General features: G+C 61.5%; 20 protein-coding genes. 14 read left to right on the top strand and 6 right to left on the bottom strand.

Annotated features, from left to right (window positions below; genetic code table 11):
• Positions 1-22: 22 nt before the first annotated feature.
• Genes rfbB through F6S08_RS02010 form a run of 7 tightly spaced genes read left to right on the top strand, consistent with a single transcriptional unit; the run spans position 23 to position 7,087 of the window.
• Complete coding sequence (gene rfbB, locus F6S08_RS02040) at positions 23-1,105, top strand: dTDP-glucose 4,6-dehydratase (protein ID WP_315871211.1); 1,083 nt, start codon at positions 23-25, stop codon at positions 1,103-1,105.
• Positions 1,102-1,995 carry a glucose-1-phosphate thymidylyltransferase RfbA gene (gene rfbA / locus F6S08_RS02035; protein ID WP_065925793.1) on the top strand — a complete coding sequence of 298 codons (894 nt, stop codon included), beginning with the start codon at positions 1,102-1,104 and terminating at the stop codon, positions 1,993-1,995. Before rfbB ends, rfbA begins: the two co-directional genes overlap by 4 nt.
• On the top strand, positions 1,976-2,521 hold the full coding sequence (rfbC, locus tag F6S08_RS02030; RefSeq protein ID WP_065925794.1) for a dTDP-4-dehydrorhamnose 3,5-epimerase: 546 nt from the start codon (positions 1,976-1,978) through the stop codon (positions 2,519-2,521). The genes rfbA and rfbC overlap by 20 nt, the downstream gene beginning before the upstream one ends.
• On the top strand, positions 2,518-3,387 hold the full coding sequence (rfbD, locus tag F6S08_RS02025; RefSeq protein ID WP_137211678.1) for a dTDP-4-dehydrorhamnose reductase: 870 nt from the start codon (positions 2,518-2,520) through the stop codon (positions 3,385-3,387). The genes rfbC and rfbD overlap by 4 nt, the downstream gene beginning before the upstream one ends.
• Positions 3,388-3,423: 36 nt before the next feature.
• Positions 3,424-5,232, top strand: a complete 1,809-nt coding sequence (locus F6S08_RS02020) for an ATP-binding protein (RefSeq protein ID WP_065925796.1) — start codon at positions 3,424-3,426, stop codon at positions 5,230-5,232.
• Positions 5,229-6,605, top strand: coding sequence for a sigma-54-dependent transcriptional regulator (locus F6S08_RS02015; RefSeq protein ID WP_065925797.1), 1,377 nt, complete (start codon positions 5,229-5,231; stop codon positions 6,603-6,605). Before F6S08_RS02020 ends, F6S08_RS02015 begins: the two co-directional genes overlap by 4 nt.
• Positions 6,606-6,631: 26 nt before the next feature.
• A complete protein-coding gene (locus F6S08_RS02010; protein WP_065925798.1) occupies positions 6,632-7,087 on the top strand; it encodes a YiiD C-terminal domain-containing protein in 456 nt (151 codons plus the stop codon).
• A 65-nt stretch (positions 7,088-7,152) separates the two neighbouring features.
• Here F6S08_RS02010 and cysQ read toward each other — a convergent pair whose 3' ends face one another.
• Both cysQ and nudE read right to left on the bottom strand, forming a co-directional pair.
• The gene (gene cysQ, locus F6S08_RS02005; protein WP_027605133.1) at positions 7,153-7,989 is read right to left on the bottom strand and encodes a 3'(2'),5'-bisphosphate nucleotidase CysQ; all 837 of its coding nucleotides are present in this window, start codon (positions 7,987-7,989) and stop codon (positions 7,153-7,155) included.
• Positions 7,986-8,552, bottom strand: coding sequence for an ADP compounds hydrolase NudE (gene nudE / locus F6S08_RS02000; protein WP_027605134.1), 567 nt, complete (start codon positions 8,550-8,552; stop codon positions 7,986-7,988). Before nudE ends, cysQ begins: the two co-directional genes overlap by 4 nt.
• Before the next feature lie 87 nt (positions 8,553-8,639).
• Between nudE and yrfG the strand changes: the two genes are divergently transcribed.
• Positions 8,640-9,302 carry a GMP/IMP nucleotidase gene (gene yrfG / locus F6S08_RS01995; protein ID WP_065946703.1) on the top strand — a complete coding sequence of 221 codons (663 nt, stop codon included), beginning with the start codon at positions 8,640-8,642 and terminating at the stop codon, positions 9,300-9,302.
• A 107-nt stretch (positions 9,303-9,409) separates the two neighbouring features.
• Here the strand turns inward: yrfG and lysM are convergent, their stop codons facing one another.
• On the bottom strand, positions 9,410-9,850 hold the full coding sequence (gene lysM, locus F6S08_RS01990; protein ID WP_065946704.1) for a peptidoglycan-binding protein LysM: 441 nt from the start codon (positions 9,848-9,850) through the stop codon (positions 9,410-9,412).
• Between the two features lie 132 nt (positions 9,851-9,982).
• On the opposite strand from lysM, the gene F6S08_RS01985 reads away from it, so the two are divergent.
• The 4 genes from F6S08_RS01985 to F6S08_RS01970 all read left to right on the top strand — a co-directional run bounded on the left by F6S08_RS01985 (position 9,983) and on the right by F6S08_RS01970 (position 14,831).
• Entirely contained in the window at positions 9,983-10,870 is an 888-nt protein-coding gene (locus F6S08_RS01985) for a LysR family transcriptional regulator (RefSeq protein ID WP_027605137.1), read from the top strand.
• A gap of 97 nt (positions 10,871-10,967) precedes the next feature.
• Positions 10,968-11,807, top strand: coding sequence for a formate dehydrogenase accessory sulfurtransferase FdhD (gene fdhD, locus F6S08_RS01980; protein ID WP_074848399.1), 840 nt, complete (start codon positions 10,968-10,970; stop codon positions 11,805-11,807).
• Complete coding sequence (locus F6S08_RS01975; protein WP_065925805.1) at positions 11,804-14,152, top strand: FdhF/YdeP family oxidoreductase; 2,349 nt, start codon at positions 11,804-11,806, stop codon at positions 14,150-14,152. Before fdhD ends, F6S08_RS01975 begins: the two co-directional genes overlap by 4 nt.
• Positions 14,153-14,357: 205 nt before the next feature.
• Positions 14,358-14,831, top strand: coding sequence for a glycine zipper domain-containing protein (locus tag F6S08_RS01970; protein WP_027605140.1), 474 nt, complete (start codon positions 14,358-14,360; stop codon positions 14,829-14,831).
• A gap of 83 nt (positions 14,832-14,914) precedes the next feature.
• On the opposite strand, the gene F6S08_RS01965 is transcribed toward F6S08_RS01970, so the two are convergent.
• From F6S08_RS01965 to F6S08_RS01955, 3 genes are all read right to left on the bottom strand, one after another.
• A complete protein-coding gene (locus F6S08_RS01965; protein ID WP_065925806.1) occupies positions 14,915-15,346 on the bottom strand; it encodes an acyl-CoA thioesterase in 432 nt (143 codons plus the stop codon).
• A 23-nt stretch (positions 15,347-15,369) separates the two neighbouring features.
• Positions 15,370-17,307, bottom strand: a complete 1,938-nt coding sequence (locus tag F6S08_RS01960; protein WP_315871210.1) for a RecQ family ATP-dependent DNA helicase — start codon at positions 17,305-17,307, stop codon at positions 15,370-15,372.
• 226 nt (positions 17,308-17,533) lie between these two features.
• The gene (locus F6S08_RS01955; RefSeq protein WP_065925808.1) at positions 17,534-18,709 is read right to left on the bottom strand and encodes a tetratricopeptide repeat protein; all 1,176 of its coding nucleotides are present in this window, start codon (positions 18,707-18,709) and stop codon (positions 17,534-17,536) included.
• A 176-nt stretch (positions 18,710-18,885) separates the two neighbouring features.
• On the opposite strand from F6S08_RS01955, the gene F6S08_RS01950 reads away from it, so the two are divergent.
• Both F6S08_RS01950 and F6S08_RS01945 read left to right on the top strand, forming a co-directional pair.
• Entirely contained in the window at positions 18,886-19,056 is a 171-nt protein-coding gene (locus F6S08_RS01950) for a YhfG family protein (RefSeq protein WP_003236014.1), read from the top strand.
• Positions 19,056-19,655 (top strand): putative adenosine monophosphate-protein transferase Fic, encoded by a 600-nt coding sequence (locus tag F6S08_RS01945; protein WP_065948514.1) that lies wholly within the window; start codon positions 19,056-19,058, stop codon positions 19,653-19,655. Before F6S08_RS01950 ends, F6S08_RS01945 begins: the two co-directional genes overlap by 1 nt.
• Positions 19,656-19,940 lie beyond the last annotated feature (285 nt).

Raw genomic sequence — 19,940 nt, 5'->3', positions numbered from 1 at the left:
TCTAAGGAAAAGGCCCTCCGACATGCGCATTCTCATCACCGGCGGCGCTGGATTTATCGGCTCCGCCCTGATCCGCCATCTGATCCAAAACACCGAACACGAAGTGCTCAACCTGGACAAACTTACCTATGCCGGCAATCTGGAATCACTGAACAGCATTGCGTCCAACAGCCGCTATGAGTTCGTACAGGCCGATATCATTGACCAGGCCAGCGTCAGCGCCGTGCTGACGCGCTTCGAGCCACAGGCAATCATGCACTTGGCTGCAGAATCCCATGTCGATCGTTCGATTGACGGGCCGTCGGATTTTATCCAGACCAATATCGTCGGCACCTACAGCCTGCTGGAGGCCACCCGCGCGTACTGGCACACGCTGGCGGAGCCCTCCAAGAGCACTTTCCGTTTCCATCACATCTCCACCGATGAGGTGTACGGCGACCTGCACGGCGTTGACGATCTTTTCACCGAAACCACGCCTTACGCGCCCAGTTCACCTTACTCCGCGAGCAAAGCGGCGTCCGACCACCTGGTGCGTGCCTGGCAGCGCACCTACGGCCTGCCGGTATTGCTGACCAATTGTTCGAACAACTACGGCCCTTTCCACTTCCCCGAGAAGTTGATCCCGCTGGTCATCCTCAACGCGCTCGCGGGCAAGCCATTACCGGTCTATGGTAATGGTTTGCAGGTGCGCGACTGGCTGTTCGTCGAGGACCATGCCCGCGCACTTCTGAAAGTGGTAACTGAAGGTGTGGTCGGCGAGACCTACAATATCGGCGGCCACAATGAGCAAAAAAACATCGACGTGGTACGAGGCATCTGCGGCCTGCTGGAAGAATTGGCACCGCAACGTCCGGCCGGTGTGGAAAAATTTGCCGACCTGATCACGTTCGTCAAAGATCGACCGGGCCACGATCAGCGCTATGCAATCGACGCCAGCAAGATCGAACGCGAACTGGGCTGGGTCCCGGAAGAAACGTTCGAGACCGGCCTGCGCAAGACCGTACAGTGGTACCTCGACAACCTGGAATGGTGCCGCCGGGTACAGGACGGCAGTTATCAGGGTGAACGATTGGGCAACACCGACATGAAGGATCTGATTGCATGATGAAGGGAATCGTATTGGCAGGAGGCTCAGGCACTCGCTTGCACCCCATTACCCTGGGCGTGTCCAAGCAGCTGCTGCCAGTGTATGACAAGCCGATGATCTATTACCCGATCTCGGTGCTGATGCTGGCGGGAATCAAAGACATCCTCGTGATTTCCACGCCAGTGGACTTGCCGCAGTATCGTAACTTGCTGGGCGATGGCAGCCAGTTCGGCGTGCGCTTCACCTATGCCGAGCAGCCGTCGCCGGATGGCTTGGCCCAGGCATTTATCATTGGCGAAGAATTTATCGGTAATGACCCGGTATGCCTGATCCTGGGTGACAACATTTTCCACGGCCAATATTTCGGCGAACAGTTGCGGACTGCAGCCAGGCGTCCTTCCGGCGCGACGGTATTTGGTTATTGGGTAAAAGACCCAGAACGATTTGGCGTGATCGACTTCGACAAGGATGGTCGCGCCCTGTCGATTGAAGAGAAACCACTGAAGCCAAAGTCCCCCTATGCCGTAACCGGCCTTTACTTCTACGACAACGACGTGATCGAGATCGCCAAAGCCGTGAAACCTTCACATCGTGGCGAGCTTGAGATTACCGACGTCAACAACGCCTATCTCAAGCGCGGCGACCTGCATGTGGAACGTTTTGGGCGCGGCTTCGCTTGGCTCGATACAGGCACCCACGACAGCCTGTTGGAAGCTTCGCTCTACGTGCAGACCATCGAGCATCGCCAGGGCCTGAAAGTAGCCTGCCTGGAAGAAATTGCTTACCAGAACCGCTGGATTGACCGTGAATACTTGCTGGAGCGGGCCAAATATTTTGGCAAGACCGGCTACGGTCAATACTTGTTCACCCTCGCAGGGGATAATCCATATGAATGTATCCGCCACTGAGTTGCCCGGGGTATTGATCATCGAGCCGAAGGTTTTTGGCGATGAACGCGGTTTTTTCTATGAGAGTTTCAATGCCCGGGACTTTGCGCAAGCAACCGGGCTGCAGCAAGAGTTTGTTCAGGACAACCACTCGCGCTCACAAAGAGGCGTGTTGCGCGGCCTGCATTACCAAGTGGAACACGCTCAGGGCAAATTGGTGCGAGTGACTGCCGGTGAGGTGTTAGACGTCGCAGTGGATATACGTCAGAGCTCACCTGCATTTGGCAAATGGGCCAGCGTTCGGCTATCGACCGAAAACAGTCGCCAACTGTGGATTCCTCCGGGGTTCGCCCATGGTTTTGTGGTGCTCAGCGACTACGCAGAATTCCTCTACAAGACGACTGATTACTACACACCCTCTGCAGAGCGCTGCATCCGCTGGGACGATCCGGACCTCAATATCGACTGGCAATTGACGGGGCCTCCAACCTTGTCTTCCAAGGACCAGAGCGGCAAAAGCCTGAAAGACGCCGATCTATTCCCATGAAAATCCTGATTACCGGCCAACATGGCCAAGTCTCCCAGGCACTGCAACAGCAGCTCCAGGGCCTGGGCGAACTGATTGTACTCGGCCGCGAGCACCTCGATCTGGCCGACGCCAAGCACATCCGCCAGCAGGTGCGCGCCCATCGCCCCGACCTGATCATCAACGCCGCCGCCCACACGGCTGTGGATCAGGCCGAAAGCGAAGCGGACCTCGCCTTCGCCATCAACGCCACCGCCCCCGGGATTCTCGCCGAGGAAGCCAAGGCCTTGGGCAGCCCGTTGATCCACTATTCCACCGACTACGTGTTCGACGGCAGCAAGCCTGCGCCCTACACCGAAGCTGACACACCCAATCCCCTGGGCGTCTACGGCCAGAGCAAACTGGCGGGTGAACAGGCGATTGCCGCAGTGGGAGGCCAGTACCTGATCCTGCGCACCAGCTGGGTCTACTCCAACCACGGCAAGAACTTCCTGCTGACCATGCAGCGCCTGCTGCAAGAAAAACCCCACCTGCGCATCGTCGCCGACCAGATCGGCGCGCCGACGTGGGCCGGGACCATTGCCGCCAGTACGCGCGCCCTGATCGAACGCTGGCAGGCGGGCAAGGCCGGGGAATGGGGCATCTACCACCTGACCGCCGAGGGTGAAACCTCGTGGTTCGGCTTTGCCCAGGCGATCGGCGAGCACCTGCGCGCCAGTGGCCGCGCCTGTGCCGAACTGGAGGCGATCCCGTCCAGCGCCTACCCGACCCCCGCCCGGCGCCCGCTGAACTCACGTCTGGATTGCAGCCACCTGCGCCAGCAATGGCACGTCAGCCAGCCCTTGTGGCAAGACGCATTGCGCGAGTGTCTTGCCGGGCAGCACTAGGCATAATGCGCCTGTACCCACAGGCGCACGACTCCCATGACTCCACCCCTTCCGCGAAGACCCCGCTGGCGCAGCCTTGCCCTGTTGGCCCTGTGCCTGGCACCGTTGCTGTGGCCGCTGGAGCACTTGGCCGAGCGTTACTATCGCAGCGAACTGGCCGGGCAAAACCGCCAGACCCTCGACCTGTACGTCGCCAACCTGCTGGGCACCCTGCATCGCTATGAAGTGCTGCCGCAGATCCTCGGCGACTTGCCGGCCTTGCGCACGGCACTGGACGCACCGCAGGTCAGTACCAACCTGGTCAACGCCAACCTGCTGCTCAAGGACGTCGCCGCCCAGGCCGGGGTGGAAGTGATGTATTTGATGGACACCACCGGCAAGACCCTCGCCGCGTCCAATTGGGACAAGCAGGACAGTTTCGTCGGGCGCAACTTCTCGTTCCGGCCCTATTTCAGCGAAGCCATGGCCGGGCGCCTGGGGCGGTTTTTCGGGCTGGGCACCACCTCGGCCAAGCGCGGCTATTTCTTCGCCGCCGCAGTGCGCGATGGCGACACGATCATCGGCGTACTGGTGGTCAAGGTCGACCTGGACCACACCGAAAGCCTGTGGGGCAATACCCCGGAACAACTATTGGTCACCGACCACAACGGCGTGGTGATCCTCACGTCACGCCCGCAATGGCGCTTCCGGGCCACCCGGCCGCTGACCGCCGAAGAACGCCAGGCCATCATCGCCATCCAGCCCTACCCCACGCGCGACCCGCAACCGTTGAGCCTGAGCAACAGCGCATGGCTGCGCCAATCCACCGCCATTGCCGAGACCGGCTGGAATGTGGAGATCCTTGCACCGCAATCCTTGATCAGCCGCCCGGTGCGCACGGTGGTCGCCGTGGGCGGCGCCACGTTGCTGGTGTTGATGCTGCTGCTGGGCCTGTTGATGCAGCGCCGTCGCCACTACCTGGAACGCATCGCCTTCGAAGCCAAGGCCCGCCGCGAGCTGGAGATGCGCGTGGTCGAACGGACCAGCGATCTGGAAGGCCTCAACCGTCGCCTCAAACAGGAGGTGCTGGAGCGCGAACACGCCCAGCAGGAACTGGTGCGCGCCCAGGATGACTTGGTGCAGGCCGGCAAGCTGTCAGCGCTGGGCACCATGTCGGCAAGTATCAGCCACGAACTCAATCAACCCCTGGCGGCGATCCGCAGCTATGCGGAAAACGCCGAGATCCTGCTCGACCACGAGCGCACCAGCGATGCCCGGGGCAATCTCAAGCTGATCAGCGAACTGACCGGGCGCATGGCCTCGATCATCGCGCACCTGCGCGCCTTCGCCCGGCGCGATCGCCATGCCCCGGAGAGCGTGGCCCTGCAACCGGCGCTGGACGATGCGCTGGCCTTGCTGGCCAAGCGGCGGCGCTCGATGGAAGTCGAGCTGATCCGCGATTTGCCGGAAGCGACCCTGTGGGTGCAGGCCGGCGAAACCCGCCTGCGCCAGGTGCTGGGCAACCTGCTGGCCAACGCCCTCGACGCCCTTACCGAAAAAGGCCCGCCGCGCAAACTGTGGCTGAGTGCCGAAACCACCGCCCAGGGCGTCAACCTGTACATTCGCGACAATGGCCCAGGCTTTTGCATGGAAGCCCTGGGCCGCGCCAGCGAACCGTTCTACACCACCAAGACCCGCACCCAGGGCTTGGGCCTGGGCCTGGCGATCTGTGAAACCCTGATGCGTGCCTTTGGCGGCGAACTGCTGTTTGCCAACCACAAGGAAGGCGGCGCGCTGTTAACCTTGAAATTGCGCGCCGGCTCGCCGGGCGTCAGTCTGCAACCGTCCGAGGACCGCAGTGTATGAGTATCGATAACCAGATTCAGGTGGTGTTGATCGACGATGATCCACACTTGCGTCAGGCCCTGTGCCAGACCCTGGACCTGGCCGGGCTGAACGTCCTGCCCCTGGGCGAAGCCACCGGCCTCACCGCGCGCCTGTCGCGGGATTGGCCGGGCGTGGTGGTCAGCGACATCCGCATGCCCGGCATGGACGGCCTGGAGCTGCTGGCCGAGCTGCACGGCCAGGATCCGGACCTGCCGGTGCTGCTGATCACCGGCCACGGCGACGTGCCGCTGGCGGTGCAGGCCATGCGCGCGGGGGCCTATGACTTCCTCGAAAAACCCTTCGCCAGCGACGCCCTGCTCGACAGCGTGCGCCGCGCCCTGGCCCTGCGCCGGCTGGTGCTCGACAACCGCAGCCTGCGCCTGGCCCTCAGTGACCGCCAGCAGTTGAGCACCCGCCTGGTGGGGCACTCGCCACAGATGCTGCGCCTGCGCGAGCAGATCGGCGCCCTGGCAGCAACCCGGGCGGATGTGCTGATCCTCGGCGAAACCGGCGCCGGCAAGGAAGTGGTGGCCCGCGCGCTGCACGACCTGTCGAGCCGGCGCAGCGGGCCGTTTGTGGCGATCAATGCCGGGGCGTTGGCCGAGTCGGTGGTGGAGAGCGAACTGTTCGGCCATGAGCCCGGCGCCTTTACCGGCGCGCAGAAACGCCGCATCGGCAAATTCGAATTCGCCAACGGCGGCACGTTGTTCCTCGATGAAATCGAAAGCATGAGCCTGGACGTGCAGGTCAAGCTGCTGCGCCTGTTACAGGAGCGTGTGGTGGAGCGCCTCGGCGGCAACCAGCTGATCCCGCTGGATATCCGCATCATCGCCGCCACCAAGGAAGACCTGCGCCAGGCCGCCGACCAGGGCCGCTTCCGCGCCGACTTGTACTATCGCCTCAACGTCGCGCCGTTGCGTATTCCGCCACTGCGCGAGCGCGGTGAAGATGCGTTGATGCTGTTCCAGCACTTCGCCGACGAAGCCAGCAGTCGCCACGGCCTGCCTTTGCACGAGCTGCAACCGGGCCAGCGTGCCCTGCTGTTGCGTCATAGCTGGCCGGGCAATGTGCGCGAATTGCAGAACGCCGCCGAGCGCTTTGCGTTGGGCCTGGAGCTGGCGCTGGACAGCACCCCGGACAATCCCGCCAGCAGCGTGCTGACTTCCACGCCGGGCGGCTTGAGCGAACAGGTCGAGCAGTTCGAAAAAAGCCTGATCGCCGCCGAACTGACCCGCCCCCACAGCTCCATGCGCAGCCTCGCAGAAGCCCTCGGCGTACCGCGCAAGACCCTGCACGACAAACTGCGCAAGCACGGCCTGAACTTCGCCAACCAAAGTGCTGACGACGAATGACCCTGCCCACCCACCAAGAGGCCCCCATGAGCCGTGACAGCCGTTACCTGGAATCCATCCTCCACCACGACATCCCCCTGACCCGCGAAATGGGCCTCAAGGTACTCGACTGGCAAGACGGGCAACTGCAGCTGCACCTGCCTTTGCAAGCCAATATCAACCACAAGAGCACCATGTTCGGCGGCAGCCTCTACTGCGGCGCGGTGCTGGCGGGTTGGGGCTGGATGCACCTGCAACTGCGCGAGGAAGGGATTGAAGACGGGCATATCGTGATTCAGGAAGGGCAGATCAGCTATCCGCTGCCGGTGACGCACGACGCGACCGCCATTTGCGCGGCGCCGGAGGAGAAGGTGTGGAAGCGCTTTTTGGCGACCTACAAGCGCTATGGCCGGGCGCGGCTGGCGTTGGACACCTGGATCGCGAATGAGGGCAGTGAAGAGCGGGCCGTTACGTTCACCGGCCAATACGTCCTGCACCGCTAGAAGCCAATACACAAAACAAATGTGGGAGGGGCACCGCCCCTCCCACATTTAGATCGGCTGAGGTATTAAGAGCGGGCCAAGGTCAGCAACCGCTCACGCCACGCCGCCTTCGCCGGCAACGCCAGGAAAAACGGATTCAGCAACGACGCCCGCGCCGGATAGCTGAACGGCTCGCCACTCAACTCCAGCACCTCGCCGCCCGCCCCTTCCAATACACCCTGCGCCGCCGCCGTATCCCACTGCGAAGTCGGCGCCAGCCGCGGGTAGCAATCGGCACTGCCCTCGGCCAACAGGCAGAACTTCAACGAACTGCCGATATTCGCCAGTTTCAACTCCCCCAACCCTTCGCTCAAACCGTCCAGCAGACGCTCTTGCTCGGGGCTGGTATGCCGGCGGCTGGCGACCACGGTAAACGCCTCACCCACTGCTGGGGCCTCGCGCACCTGGATCTGCCTGGGCGCTTCGTTCACATCGGAGCGCCACGCCCCCAGGCCGGCTCCACCGAAGTAGCAACGGCCACTGGTGGGCATGGACACCACGCCGAACACCACGCGACCCTGTTCGACCAGGGCAATATTGACGGTGAATTCTTCGCTGCCGGCGATAAATTCCTTGGTGCCATCCAGCGGGTCCACCAACCACCAGCGCTGCCAGCCGGCCCGTACGCTCTGGTCGATGTCGGCGTCTTCTTCGGACAGCACCGGGATGCTCGGGTCGAGTGCGGTGAGGCCTGCGAGAATCAGATGGTGGGCGGCCAGGTCGGCCGCCGTGACCGGCGAATCATCGGCCTTGGAGGTCACCGCCACATCGGCGCGCCAGTACGGCAGGATCACTTCACCCGCCTGGCGGGCCAGCTCGATCACAGGGGCGATAAACGGGTGGCCTAAAAACAGTTCGCTCATGGGGTAAACGCTCCACGCTGAATCAACAAATCTCGTACCAGGTACAACGCCGCCAGGGCGCGGCCTTCGCTGAACTGCTCGTTTTGCGCAAGCTGCGACAGCTCGCGCAGGTTGACCCGGTCCACACGCATCGGCTCGGGCTCATCGCCTTCCAGGCGTTCTTCATAGAGTTCGGTGGCGAGCACCACCTGGATTTTCTGGCTCATGTAGCCAGGAGACAACGACAGCTCGGTAATGTGTTCCAACTGCCGTGCGCCGTAGCCGGCTTCTTCCTTGAGTTCACGGTCTGCTGCCGCCAGCACGTCTTCGCCGGGTTCGATCAGGCCCTTGGGCAAGGACAGCTCATACTCATCGGTACCGCCGCAGTACTCTTCAACCAGCAACGCATGATCTTCGTCGATCATCGCCACGATCATCACTGCGCCGTAGCCGGCACCGCGGCCCACCAGGCGCTCGTAGGTCCGTTCAACGCCATTGGAAAAGCGCAATTGCACTTCCTCCACGCGGAACAAACGGCTACTGGCGACTATTTCGCGGGCGAGGACGGTGGGTTTCTGGCGCATAAGCGGCTCCTTGGCGTGATCGGGTTACTATACCGTGGCTTTTCCGATTGTCTGTGTCGGATATCTTTACTTACATGAGACCGCACCATGCCCTCTTTGCCCTGGCACGCCATCGACACCGTCCTGCTGGACATGGACGGCACCCTGCTCGACCTGCATTACGACAACCACTTCTGGATGGAGCACCTGCCCCAGCGTTACGCCGAGCTGCACGGGGTGAGCCGGGCCATGGCCGAGATGGAGTTGCAGCCTCTGTTCGAGCGTAACGCCGGACAGTTGCAATGGTATTGCCTGGATTTCTGGAGTGCGGAGCTGAACATCCCGGTGCGCGAACTCAAGCTGGAAACCGCCCACCTGATCGCCCTGCGCCCGGATGCCGATACCTTCCTGGCGGCGATCAAACGGGCAGGCAAGCGCGTGATCCTGATCACCAATGCCCACCGTGACTCGCTGTCACTGAAGTTGGAGCGCATTGAACTGGCGCCGTACTTCGAGCGATTGATCAGCTCCCACGACTACGGCTTCGCCAAGGAAAACCCGCAGTTCTGGGATGCCTTGCAGGCTGACATCCAGTTCGATCCGGCTCGCAGCCTGTTTATCGACGACACCCTGCCGATCCTGCGCAGTGCCCAGGCGTTTGGCGTGGGGCATTTACTGGCGGTGAAAGAGCCGGACAGCCAAAAAGGGCCGAAGGACACCGGGGAATTTGCGGCGGTCGAGGATTACCGGGATCTCATTGCCGGGCTCTGAACCATGTGGGAGGGGGCTTGCTCCCGATAGCGGTGGATCAGTCAACTTGATGTCGACTGACACTCAGCTATCGGGAGCAAGCCCCCTCCCACCTTTTCGCCCGTGTATTACTCAGGAATACGCAGCGTCTGCCCTGGGTAAATCTTGTCTGGATGGGACAACAGCGGCTTGTTGGCCTCGAAGATCTTGTTGTACAGGTTGGCGTTGCCGTACACCGTCAGGGAAATCGCGCTGAGGGTGTCACCCTTTTTCACCACGACGAAACGGGCGGCGGTCACTGCCGGGCCGGTTACGGTGATCTGGTCATCCACACTGGCCACGCCTTGGATGTTACCCAGCGCCAGCAGAATCTTCTCTTTCTCTTCCTGGGTGGCGACTTCACCGGTCACGGTCACCTTGTCGCCCTCTACCGTGGTCTGCACATTCGGATTCCCCAGACCCACCTTCGCTACGTGTTCCTTCAACTGCTCACTCGCATTGGCATTACCCGGCGTCAACAGGTCGACAATCTTTTCGCCGGCTTCTTTGATAAAGCTGAAAATGCTCATAGTGCGCTCTCCTTGGTAGTTGATTTCCAGATGCCCAAGACTAGACCAGTCCGGCAGACTTGGGTTCCAGCCCGACCAAAGACGCAAACGCGCTAGAATCCCCCCGCCATTGGAATAAGCCCTGGAGCGAAGATGGACATCAAGCAGCTGAAATTCCTCATCGCCCTCGACGAGACCCGTCACTTCGGCCAGGCCGCGGCGCGTTGCCACATCACCCAGCCAACCCTGTCGATGCGCCTGCGCAACCTTGAAGAAGAGCTGGACTTGCCGCTGGTCAATCGCGGCCAGCGTTTCGAAGGGTTCACCGCCCCCGGCGAGCGCGTGCTGGCCTGGGCCCGCACGGTGCTGGCGGCCTATGACGGCTTGCAGGCCGAAGCCGCCGCCTGCCGTGGCAACCTGGTGGGTACGTTACGCCTGGGTGTGGTGCCGTTGTCGAGCTTTGATCCGCTGGCGTTGATGCAACAACTGCACAAGGAGCATCCGAGCCTGCGCTTTGAGCTTTCGGCCCTCAGCTCCGAGCAGATCCTCGAACAGTTGGCGAGCAATCGCCTGGACCTGGGCGTGTCCTACCTCGACCGCCTGGACAACGAGCGCTTCGACTCCCTGGCCCTCGGCGAAACCCGCATGGGCCTGCTCTACGACCAGCGCTATTTCAGTTTTGGCGACAAGCCGCTGAGCTGGGAGGCATTGATCGAACTGCCCCTGGGCATGCTCACCAGTGGCATGCACTTCCGTCAGTCCATCGACCACAACTTCCACAGCCGGGGACTGCACCCGCAGCCGCTGTTACAAACCGACGCCGTCCATCAGTTGTTACAAGCTGTGCATGGCGGACTGTGCTGCGCCGTCATGCCGCTGGACGGCGGTCTGGACGCCCTCACCGAACATTTGCGCCTGCAACCTATCGAAGACGCCCACACCCTGGCGCGCCTGGGCCTGATCATGCGGCGCAGCGCACCGCGTTCGGCATTGGCAGAGGCGTGTTTCGCGCTGTTTCAGAAATCGCAAACAGAGTCTTGATCGACGTCATCTATCGGTAGATCAGTACTGGCAATTAGACGCGACGCTTTGTCGCGCCTAGTCTAAACACTGATCAATCCGCCGGTGGTACTGCCCCATGAACGCCAAGCGCCCAGTCTGCGCGGCGCCTGCTCCGGAAATGTCCGCGCCCGTCGCCAGCCAGAGCTACCAGTTTTGCAACCTTGAGCACACTGAAGTCACCAGCACCGCCTTGGCGGAAGAAGTGGCGTTGGCGATTGCCTATAACGACATCAGCCAGGCCGTCATGCTGGTCACGCCCACGGACCTGGAAGACTTTATTGTCGGGTTCAGCATCGGCAGCGGCATTATCGCCGACGTCAGCGATATTTATGATCTGAAACTCAGCGGTTCGGGTTCGGCCCAATACGCTCAGGTGCAGATCTCCAGCCGTGCGTTCTGGAACCTCAAGCAGCAGCGCCGCCAGCTGGCAGGTACCAGCGGCTGCGGCCTGTGCGGAGTGGAAGCCGTTGAACAGGCCCTGCCGGACCTTCAAGTGCTGCCCGGCGCGCCCTTGCCGCCTGCCGAATGGCTCGACGGCCTGCGCCAGCGCATCAGCGCGTTCCAGCCTTTGGGCCAGTGCAGCGGCGCTGTGCATGCGGCTGTGTTCATGAATAACCAGGGCGAATTGCTGATGGGCCGTGAAGACATCGGCCGGCACAACGCCCTCGACAAGTTGATCGGTGCGCTGATCCGCCAACGGATCCCCACCGACGGCGGGCTGGCGATTGTCACCAGCCGTTGCAGCCTCGAATTGATCCAGAAAGTCCTGCGCGCGGGCATCCAGACCCTGGTCAGCCTGTCGTCGCCCACCGGCCTGGCCCTGCAATGGGCTCGCCGGCATAACCTCAATCTCATCCACCTGCCGCAGAAAAGTGCGCCGCGGGTCTACAGCCCTGCGATGGAGAACCAGCCGTGAGCAATCATCATCAAGCCGACCAAACCCCAACCCCGCGCTACAAGCCTTACAAGGGCCCGGCTGGCGGCTGGGGCGCGCTGATCAGCGTGGCACAGGCGTGGTTGACCAGTGACAACGCGCTGAAAAACCTGCGCATGATGCTCAAGACCAACCAGAACGGCGGCTTCGACTGCCCGGGCTGCGCCTGGGGCGACTCGCCGGAAAGCGGCATGGTCAAGTTCTGCGAGAACGGCGCCAAGGCGGTCAACTGGGAAGCCACCAAGCGCCGCGTTGACGCAGCGTTTTTCGCCAAGCACAGCGTCACCGCGCTGCTGGAGCAAAGCGACTATTGGCTCGAGTACCAAGGCCGCCTGACCGAGCCCATGCGCTACGACGCCGAAACCGATCGCTACCAGCCCATCAGCTGGGAAGCGGCCTTCGACCTGGTCGGCAAGCACCTCAACGCCCTGCCCAGCCCGGACATGGCCGAGTTCTACACCTCGGGCCGTGCCAGTAACGAAGCGGCGTACCTGTACCAGCTGTTTGTGCGCGCCTACGGCACCAACAACTTCCCGGACTGCTCGAACATGTGCCACGAGGCCAGCGGCGTCGCCCTGGCGCAGAGCGTGGGGGTCGGCAAAGGCACCGTGACCTTTGATGACTTCGAACATGCCGATGCGATATTCGTCTGGGGCCAGAACCCCGGCACCAACCACCCGCGCATGCTCGAACCGCTGCGTGAAGCGGTCAAACGCGGTGCCCAGGTGGTGTGCATCAACCCCCTCAAGGAGCGCGGCCTGGAGCGCTTCCAGCATCCGCAGCATCCGCTGGAAATGCTCACCAACGGCGACAAGCCGACCAACACCGCGTACTTCCGCCCGGCCCTGGGTGGCGACATGGCGATCCTGCGCGGCATGGCCAAGTTCCTGCTGCTGTGGGAGCGCCAGGCTCAGGCCGAAGGCAAGGAAGCGGTGTTCGACCACGACTTCCTCAATGAACACACGGCCAACGTGCTGGATTACCTGGGCCAGATCGACGACACCTCCTGGGATGAAATCGTCGAACAGTCCGGCCTGACCCTGGTCGAGATCGAGCAAGCGGCACGCATGTACGCCAAGGGCAAGAACGTGATCATGTGCTGGGCGATGGGTATCACCCAGCACCGCCACTCGGTGCCGACCATCCAGGAAATCGCCAACCTGATGCTGCTGCGCGGCAACATCGGCCGCCCCGGCGCCGGCCTGTGCCCGGTGCGTGGCCACAGCAACGTGCAGGGCGACCGCACCATGGGCATCAACGAACGCCCACCGGTGGCGTTCCTCGACGCCTTGGAGCGACGCTTCCAGTTCCAGGTGCCGCGCACCAACGGGCACAACGTGGTGGAAGCGATCCACGCCATGCTTGAAGGTCGCTCCAAGGTGTTTATCGGCCTGGGTGGCAACTTCGCCCAAGCCACGCCGGACAGCCCGCGCACCTTCGAAGCACTGCGCAATTGCGACCTGACCGTGCAGATCAGCACCAAGCTCAACCGCAGCCACCTGATGCACGGCAAGGACGCGCTGATCCTGCCGTGCCTGGGCCGCACCGACATCGACATCCAGGCCGAAGGTCCGCAAGCGGTGACGGTAGAAGACTCGTTCAGCATGGTCCACGACTCCAACGGCCAACTGCAGCCGCTGTCGAAGTTGATGAAATCGGAACCGGCCATCCTCGCCGGCATCGCCGCCGCAACCCTGGGCAGCAAACCGGTGGACTGGAACTGGTTGGTGGCCGATTACAGCCGCATTCGCGACCTGATCGCCGATACCATCCCAGGCTTCAAGGACTTCAACGAACGCCTGAAACACCCCGGTGGTTTCTACCTGGGCAACTCCGCCGGTGCCCGACGCTGGAACACGCCTTCGGGCCGTGCCAACTTCCGCCCGAACATCCTGCCCAAGGACCTGATCCACGAGCGCACCCATGCCACGGGCCACGTGCCGGACCTGATCATGCAATCGATGCGCTCCCACGATCAGTACAACACCACCATTTATGGCCTGGACGACCGCTATCGCGGGGTCAAAGGCCAGCGTGACGTGCTGTTCGTCAACGAAGCCGACATCATCCGCCTGGGCTTCAAGCCGGGGCAGAAAGCCGACATCGTGTCGTTGTGGGAAGACGGCCGCGAGCGTCGGGTGAAGGGCTTCACCTTGCTGGCGTTTGATATTCCGGCGGGGCAGGCTGCGGCTTACTACCCGGAAGTGAACCCGTTGGTGCCGCTGGAAAGCACCGGGGATGGCAGCCATACACCGACGTCGAAGTTCGTGGCGATACGTTTGGAAGCTGCCAGTGACAATGGGCTGATCACGGCGCGTTCGGCCTGACTGATCATTTCGGACACAAAAAAGGCCGCTTTTGCATAAAAGCGGCCGTTCCGAAGTAGCTAAAGACTCGCAAAAACCACTTAAGTTCCCGAGCTAAAACAGTAACTTAGAGAATTGTGTACAACTCGTGCTACTGGTCGGATTTCTATTGTAACCATGTCAATACAGCCTCAGGATCGCGCCGTCATCCTCTTGAGGTCTCTCTATGAAGTTCTCCTCGATTCTCTTGTTGTCCCTTGGCCTGGTCAGTGGCGCAGCCATGGCCGGTGGCACCACCGAAGCCGGTGTGGGCGGCGCATTGGGCGGGGTTCTAGGCTCGGTTGTCGGCCAGCAGTTGGGCGGCAACACCGGTTCGACCATCGGCGCGGCCCTGGGCGGCGCAGGCGGTAGTGCGGTCGGCGCAGACAAGCGCAGCCGCGGCGAAGCAGCCATTGGCGGCGCACTGGGCGCAGCCGGCGGCAACGTGGTGGGCCGCAGTGTCGGCGGCAGCACCGGGGCACTGATCGGTTCAGCGGCCGGCGGTGGCGCGGGCGGTGCGCTGGGCAACTACATGGGCAACAAGAGCGATGACGATGATCGTCGTAGTCGTGATAGCCGCCGTTATGACCGCGACGACCATCGCGGCCGCGGCCATGCCTACGGGCATCGCAAGAACAAGCATCACTACCGTCACCGCTAAGCGCTAAAGAACACTGTAAAACCAATGTGGGAGGGGGCTGGCCCCCTCCCACATCGGGTTCCGTGGTGCCTGCAACGCCGAAGTCAGACCACCAACCGCTGCAACGCCTCGCGCAACATCCCCGGAATCGTCACCGGCTGGTTCGTCCCCCGATCCACGAACACATGCACAAAGCGCCCCGCCGCACAGGCCTCCTCTTCGCCTGCCTTGAACACCGCCAATTCGTACTGCACTGAGCTGTTGCCCAACTTGCCCACCCGCAGGCCGATGTCCAGGCGGTCGGGAAAGGCAATCGAGGCGAAGTAATCGCACGCCGAACTCACCACAAACCCCACCACCTCACCGTCATGAATATCCAACCCACCCTGTTCGATCAGGTAGGTATTCACCGCCGTGTCGAAGAAGCTGTAGTAGGTGACATTGTTCACATGGCCGTACACATCGTTGTCGTGCCAGCGTGTGATGATCGGCTGGAAGTGACGGTAATCGGCGCGTTGCGGCATTGAGTCAGGCATGGGCACGTCTCATGAAAGTAGGGTTACAGGTCACTCAAGTGGGCTTGGGCCCACTCACGCACGTCGGCGTAGGGGTAGTCTTCCAGCGCTGCGAAACCGGGAATGCCCCGCGCCTTCAACTTGGTAAACAACGGCACGCTGATACCCCCCAGGAACCGTGTCAGCCGCTCAGCGCCCGGCAGTTGGCCGGTGTGCTCATGATGCCTGTGGATAAAATCACCGCACAGCCCCATGAAGTTTTTATCCACAAGCGGCGGCAGGCTCGGCGGCGCCGGCAAATGCGCGACGTGGCCGTGGCACACGGAGCAGTGCCCGCAGCGCTGCGGTGCATTTTCATCACCAAAGTAACGCGCCAGGCGCTGCCCCAGGCAATGTTCGGTGGCGAACAGATCGAGCATGGCATGAATCCGCGCCACTTCCGTCACCTCGTGCTGCTTGAAGCCTGTGTATAACTCGGCGCTCAACACCTGTGGATCAAAATCGGTATCCAGCAGGCTGTAGACCTCCGTCATCTGCTTGCTTTCCAACTCGATCAGGCCTTGTTCCTGGAAGTAATCCAGGGCCTTCACCACCCGACTGCGTTCGGCATTGTGTTGTTGGTAAAGCGCGTCGAAATCCACGGTCGCCCAGGTTTTCGCGCGCTTGCACACCTGGATGATCGCCGCGACAAACTGCTGGCGCTCGCCGGAAAAACGCGCCAGCAGGGCCTCGGGCTCGACCAGGTACTTGAAGCGGTACTCGGCATAAAACGCGTAGCGCGGCGCGATCACGCCCCTGAGCTCCAATTGCACCAGCAGTGTCTTCAGTGGCAGTTCGCGGATGTTGCTGTGGTCCGACAGCGACCTCAGCAGGAACTCCCACTGCCCTTCACTGCGCGCTGCCTGCAACTCTTCCAGCACCCGCCGAATACCGTCCTGCTCGGGCGTATCGCCGTACACGAAGTTTTCCAGCACATTGAGGCTGTCGCGGTTGGCCAGCACCAGGCAGTCCGAGGGCTGCCCATCACGCCCCGCACGGCCGATTTCCTGGCTGTAGTTCTCGATGGATTTGGGCAGGTCAAAATGCACGACATTGCGGATATCGCTCTTGTCGATACCCATGCCAAACGCGATGGTAGCGACGATGCAATTGGAGCGCCCAGCCATGAAGCGCTGCTGGATGCCCTCACGCCTGTCGTGGGGCAAGCCGGCGTGATACGCCTCGGCCTGGATACCGTTGCGGTTCAGGTGCTCGGCAATCTGCTCGGCGGTTTTCTGCAAGGTGACGTAGACGATGCTGGGCTGGTTGGCCCGCTCGCTCATCCACTGCACCAGGCGACGATGCTTGTCCGCACCGGCGACCGGCTCCACCAACAGGTCGAGGTTGGGCCGGTAGAAGCCCGTGGTGACCACGTCGTCCGGCGCAATGGCGAACTTGGCCTGCATGTCGGCAATCACCTTGGGCGTGGCCGTAGCCGTCAGCAGCAGCGCTTGTGGGATCTTGAACTGGCGCTGGTAGTCCGGCAGCTTCAAATAATCCGGGCGGAAGTTGTGGCCCCACTCGGAAATACAGTGCGCCTCATCCACCACCAGCAGCGAGATCTGCACACTTTGCAGGAAGTGGCGAAAACGCTCGTTCTTCAAGCGCTCCACGGAAATCATCAGGATTTTCAGCTCGCCGGAACGCGCGCGGGCCATCACGTCATTGGCGTCCTCGCGGCTTTGCGCCGAATCGATACTGCCCGCCGAAATACCGTGTCGTTGCAGGAAGCCCAACTGGTCCTGCATCAACGCCAACAACGGCGACACCACCAGCGTCAGGTGCGGCAGCAACACCGCCGACAGCTGATAACACAGGGACTTGCCCGACCCCGTAGGAAAAATGGCCGCAGCCGAACGACCTGCCAGTACGGCGCTGACCGTTTCTTCCTGGCCCAAACGAAACTGTGGATAACCAAAGACCTGCTGGAGGGTGTCGTGCATAGGCTGTCACTCCATTGACCGCTGAAGGTGGCTTAAAAACGTAGCCCAGCAAGCTCAGCGAATCGAGAAAGGTCGCATGGAAAAAAGAGACAGGATGATACACAGGGTGCAGCAATGGCCTTGGGCCAAATTTGACAAGTTCGACTGTGGCTGTAGGAACACCACAAACCAAATGTGGGAGGGGGATTGCCCCCCTCCCACATTTCAGACCTGCGCTACAGCTGAATCAGCGATTCTGCACCCGCTCAATCGCCGTGTCATACACCGGGTTGGCCTTCTGCTCCTTGGCCAACTGGTAGTGACGCAATGCATCCGGGAACTGCCCCGCCGCTTCGTAGATCCGCGCAATGTTGTAGTAGGCACCTGCACGCACGGTGGCAGCATTGGCGCCGGTGGCAAGGGCGATAGCCTTGCGATTGGCCCAGATCGACTCGGCAGTGTTGCCGGCTTTCTGATACGCCAGGCCGAGGTTGCCGTAGGCCTTGCCGAAGCCATTGTCCAGCTCGATAGCCTGGCGGAACAGGTCGATGGCCTGGTCCAGCTTGCCGGCCTGGTAGGCCGCTTCACCCTGCAGGTTCAGACGCTTCGCATCGGTTTGTACGGAAGAGCTGACGGTGACGGCGGTGACCGCCACGCTGTCATCCAGCAGCGGTTTGACTTCGTTCAGCACATTCGCCGCATTCACGGTCACGCCACTGAAAGTGTTGATGTCCTGGAAGTCGCCGCTGCCGGTCATGCGGAACACCGTCCACAGGTTGCCGCTGCGGTTCTTGGGCACGTAGTAGGTACGCACCAGCGATTGGCCCATGTACACGAACACCTTGGCTTCGCTGTCGGACAACTGGCGCGAGCCTGGATTGCCGCCATTGCTGTAGTCGTGCACGGCATAGACGTAGCTTTCGCCGTAGTGCTTTTTCTGCAGGGTGATGGTTTCCGGACCGTAGCTGTCGGTGTCATCCACATCCAACTCGGCGTCAGTACCCTTCTGGTTCTCGAAGTAGATGTTATTGCCGGGGAAAATCATGTGGGAGTCGAGGTCACTCGGCGTCTTGCCCCAGGTCAGCACCACACGCAGGCCATCGAGGTTTTCCATCACCGGGCTGATGGCGTAGGTCATGCCCGCGCATGGGCACTTCACCACCAGGTTGGAGTAGCCAGGTTTCTTGATGATCAGCAGGTTGCTCGCATCATCAGCGGCCTCACTGGTCAGCGTCACTTGGCCCTGGGCGTTGGTGCGGCCCACCACATTCTGTGCGCCGTTGCGTTGCAGCAACACTTCGGCATCAGCGATTTTCTGGTCCTTGACCACCGCACTGAGCACTTCGATCGGCAACTGCCCGGCCTGGACCGAAAAAGCCACCGCACACAACGACATCGCCGAAGCAACACGAAGCAAACCCATGCTTAACTCCCTTTAAGTAGCGGGCGGAAATCGCCCTACAAGATTTTGCGGTGAAACATACGCTGAATTCCGAGTGTCGGCGGATTTTTTGTACAGAATGTGACGTGGTTTTTATCCCGCCTTCCCGTTGAAGCATTGCGCTACAATCAAACCTTGCTACCCAGGAGTGCGCTGCGATGAGCGAACTGACGTTTGAGCAAAAACAGGATCATTACCACAAGATCCGCCGTTCCAATTACCTGGCCAGCCTGCGCCTGGAAGGGTTCGACACCCAACCGGCCGACGTCGACAAACCCCTGCCGACCCGCGAAGCCGTCCTTGCCAAGTACCGCAACACCCCACGCTGATGCTCGACAAATACGGGGTGGGCCAGGATCCGTACTGCTATCCCGGTAGCAGCGTCCTGCGCAACCGCCTCGATTTGCTCGACGAAGCCCGCCTGCACCAGGCCGAGCGGGAATTATCCGAAATCGCCGTAGGCAGCCTCCCCCTCTTCCCCCCGCCCTACGACCTCGACCGCCTGCAACACATCCACCGCACGCTGTTCGGTGACATCTACGACTGGGCAGGTGAGTTGCGCAGCGTGAACATCCAGAAAGGCGACACCCTGTTCTGCACCCCGGAGCGCATCCCCCCGGAAGCCGCGAAGATCATCCGGCAGATGGAAGAAGCAAACTGGTTTGTCGGTGCCAGCCAAACCGAGTTGGTGAGCAAGATTGCCGAAGCCTATGGCGACCTCAACGTCATCCACCCCTTCCGCGAGGGCAACGGCCGGGCGCAGCGGATTTTGTTCGAACAGATCATCGTCAACGCGGGGTTTTCAGTGAACTGGTGGCTGGTCAAACACGCGGCATGGATACCGGCGAATATTGATGCGGTGGCGTGTGATTATCGGGGGTTGGAGGCGATTTTTGAGCGGTGTGTCAGCAGGCCTGCCAGCGCCTGATCGAACCACGAACGATTAAACCATCTGTTTATTGCCCGAGCGCACACTCACTTCTAAGGTTCGCACCGTCGCTGCCAAATCAGCGGCCGGGTTTGGTCACCCGGAAAACAGCACACATAAGTGCCATTACTCGCTCTGCGGACGTCTATCGTCTCGTATAGCAGTGCTATGGCGGCTGTGTGGGGGACGTCTTCGGACGTGTCGGAGTGCTGTTTCCGGCTGGCCAACCCGCGCACAGTCCGCCACCCGCCGTTTGGCCACGGTGATGTCGGTTACCTAACAGCA

This window comes from Pseudomonas sp. JV449, from assembly GCF_032424295.1.
GTDB classification, from domain to species: Bacteria; Pseudomonadota; Gammaproteobacteria; order Pseudomonadales; family Pseudomonadaceae; genus Aquipseudomonas; species Aquipseudomonas marginalis.
This window is presented reverse-complemented; position numbering and strand designations above follow the sequence as displayed.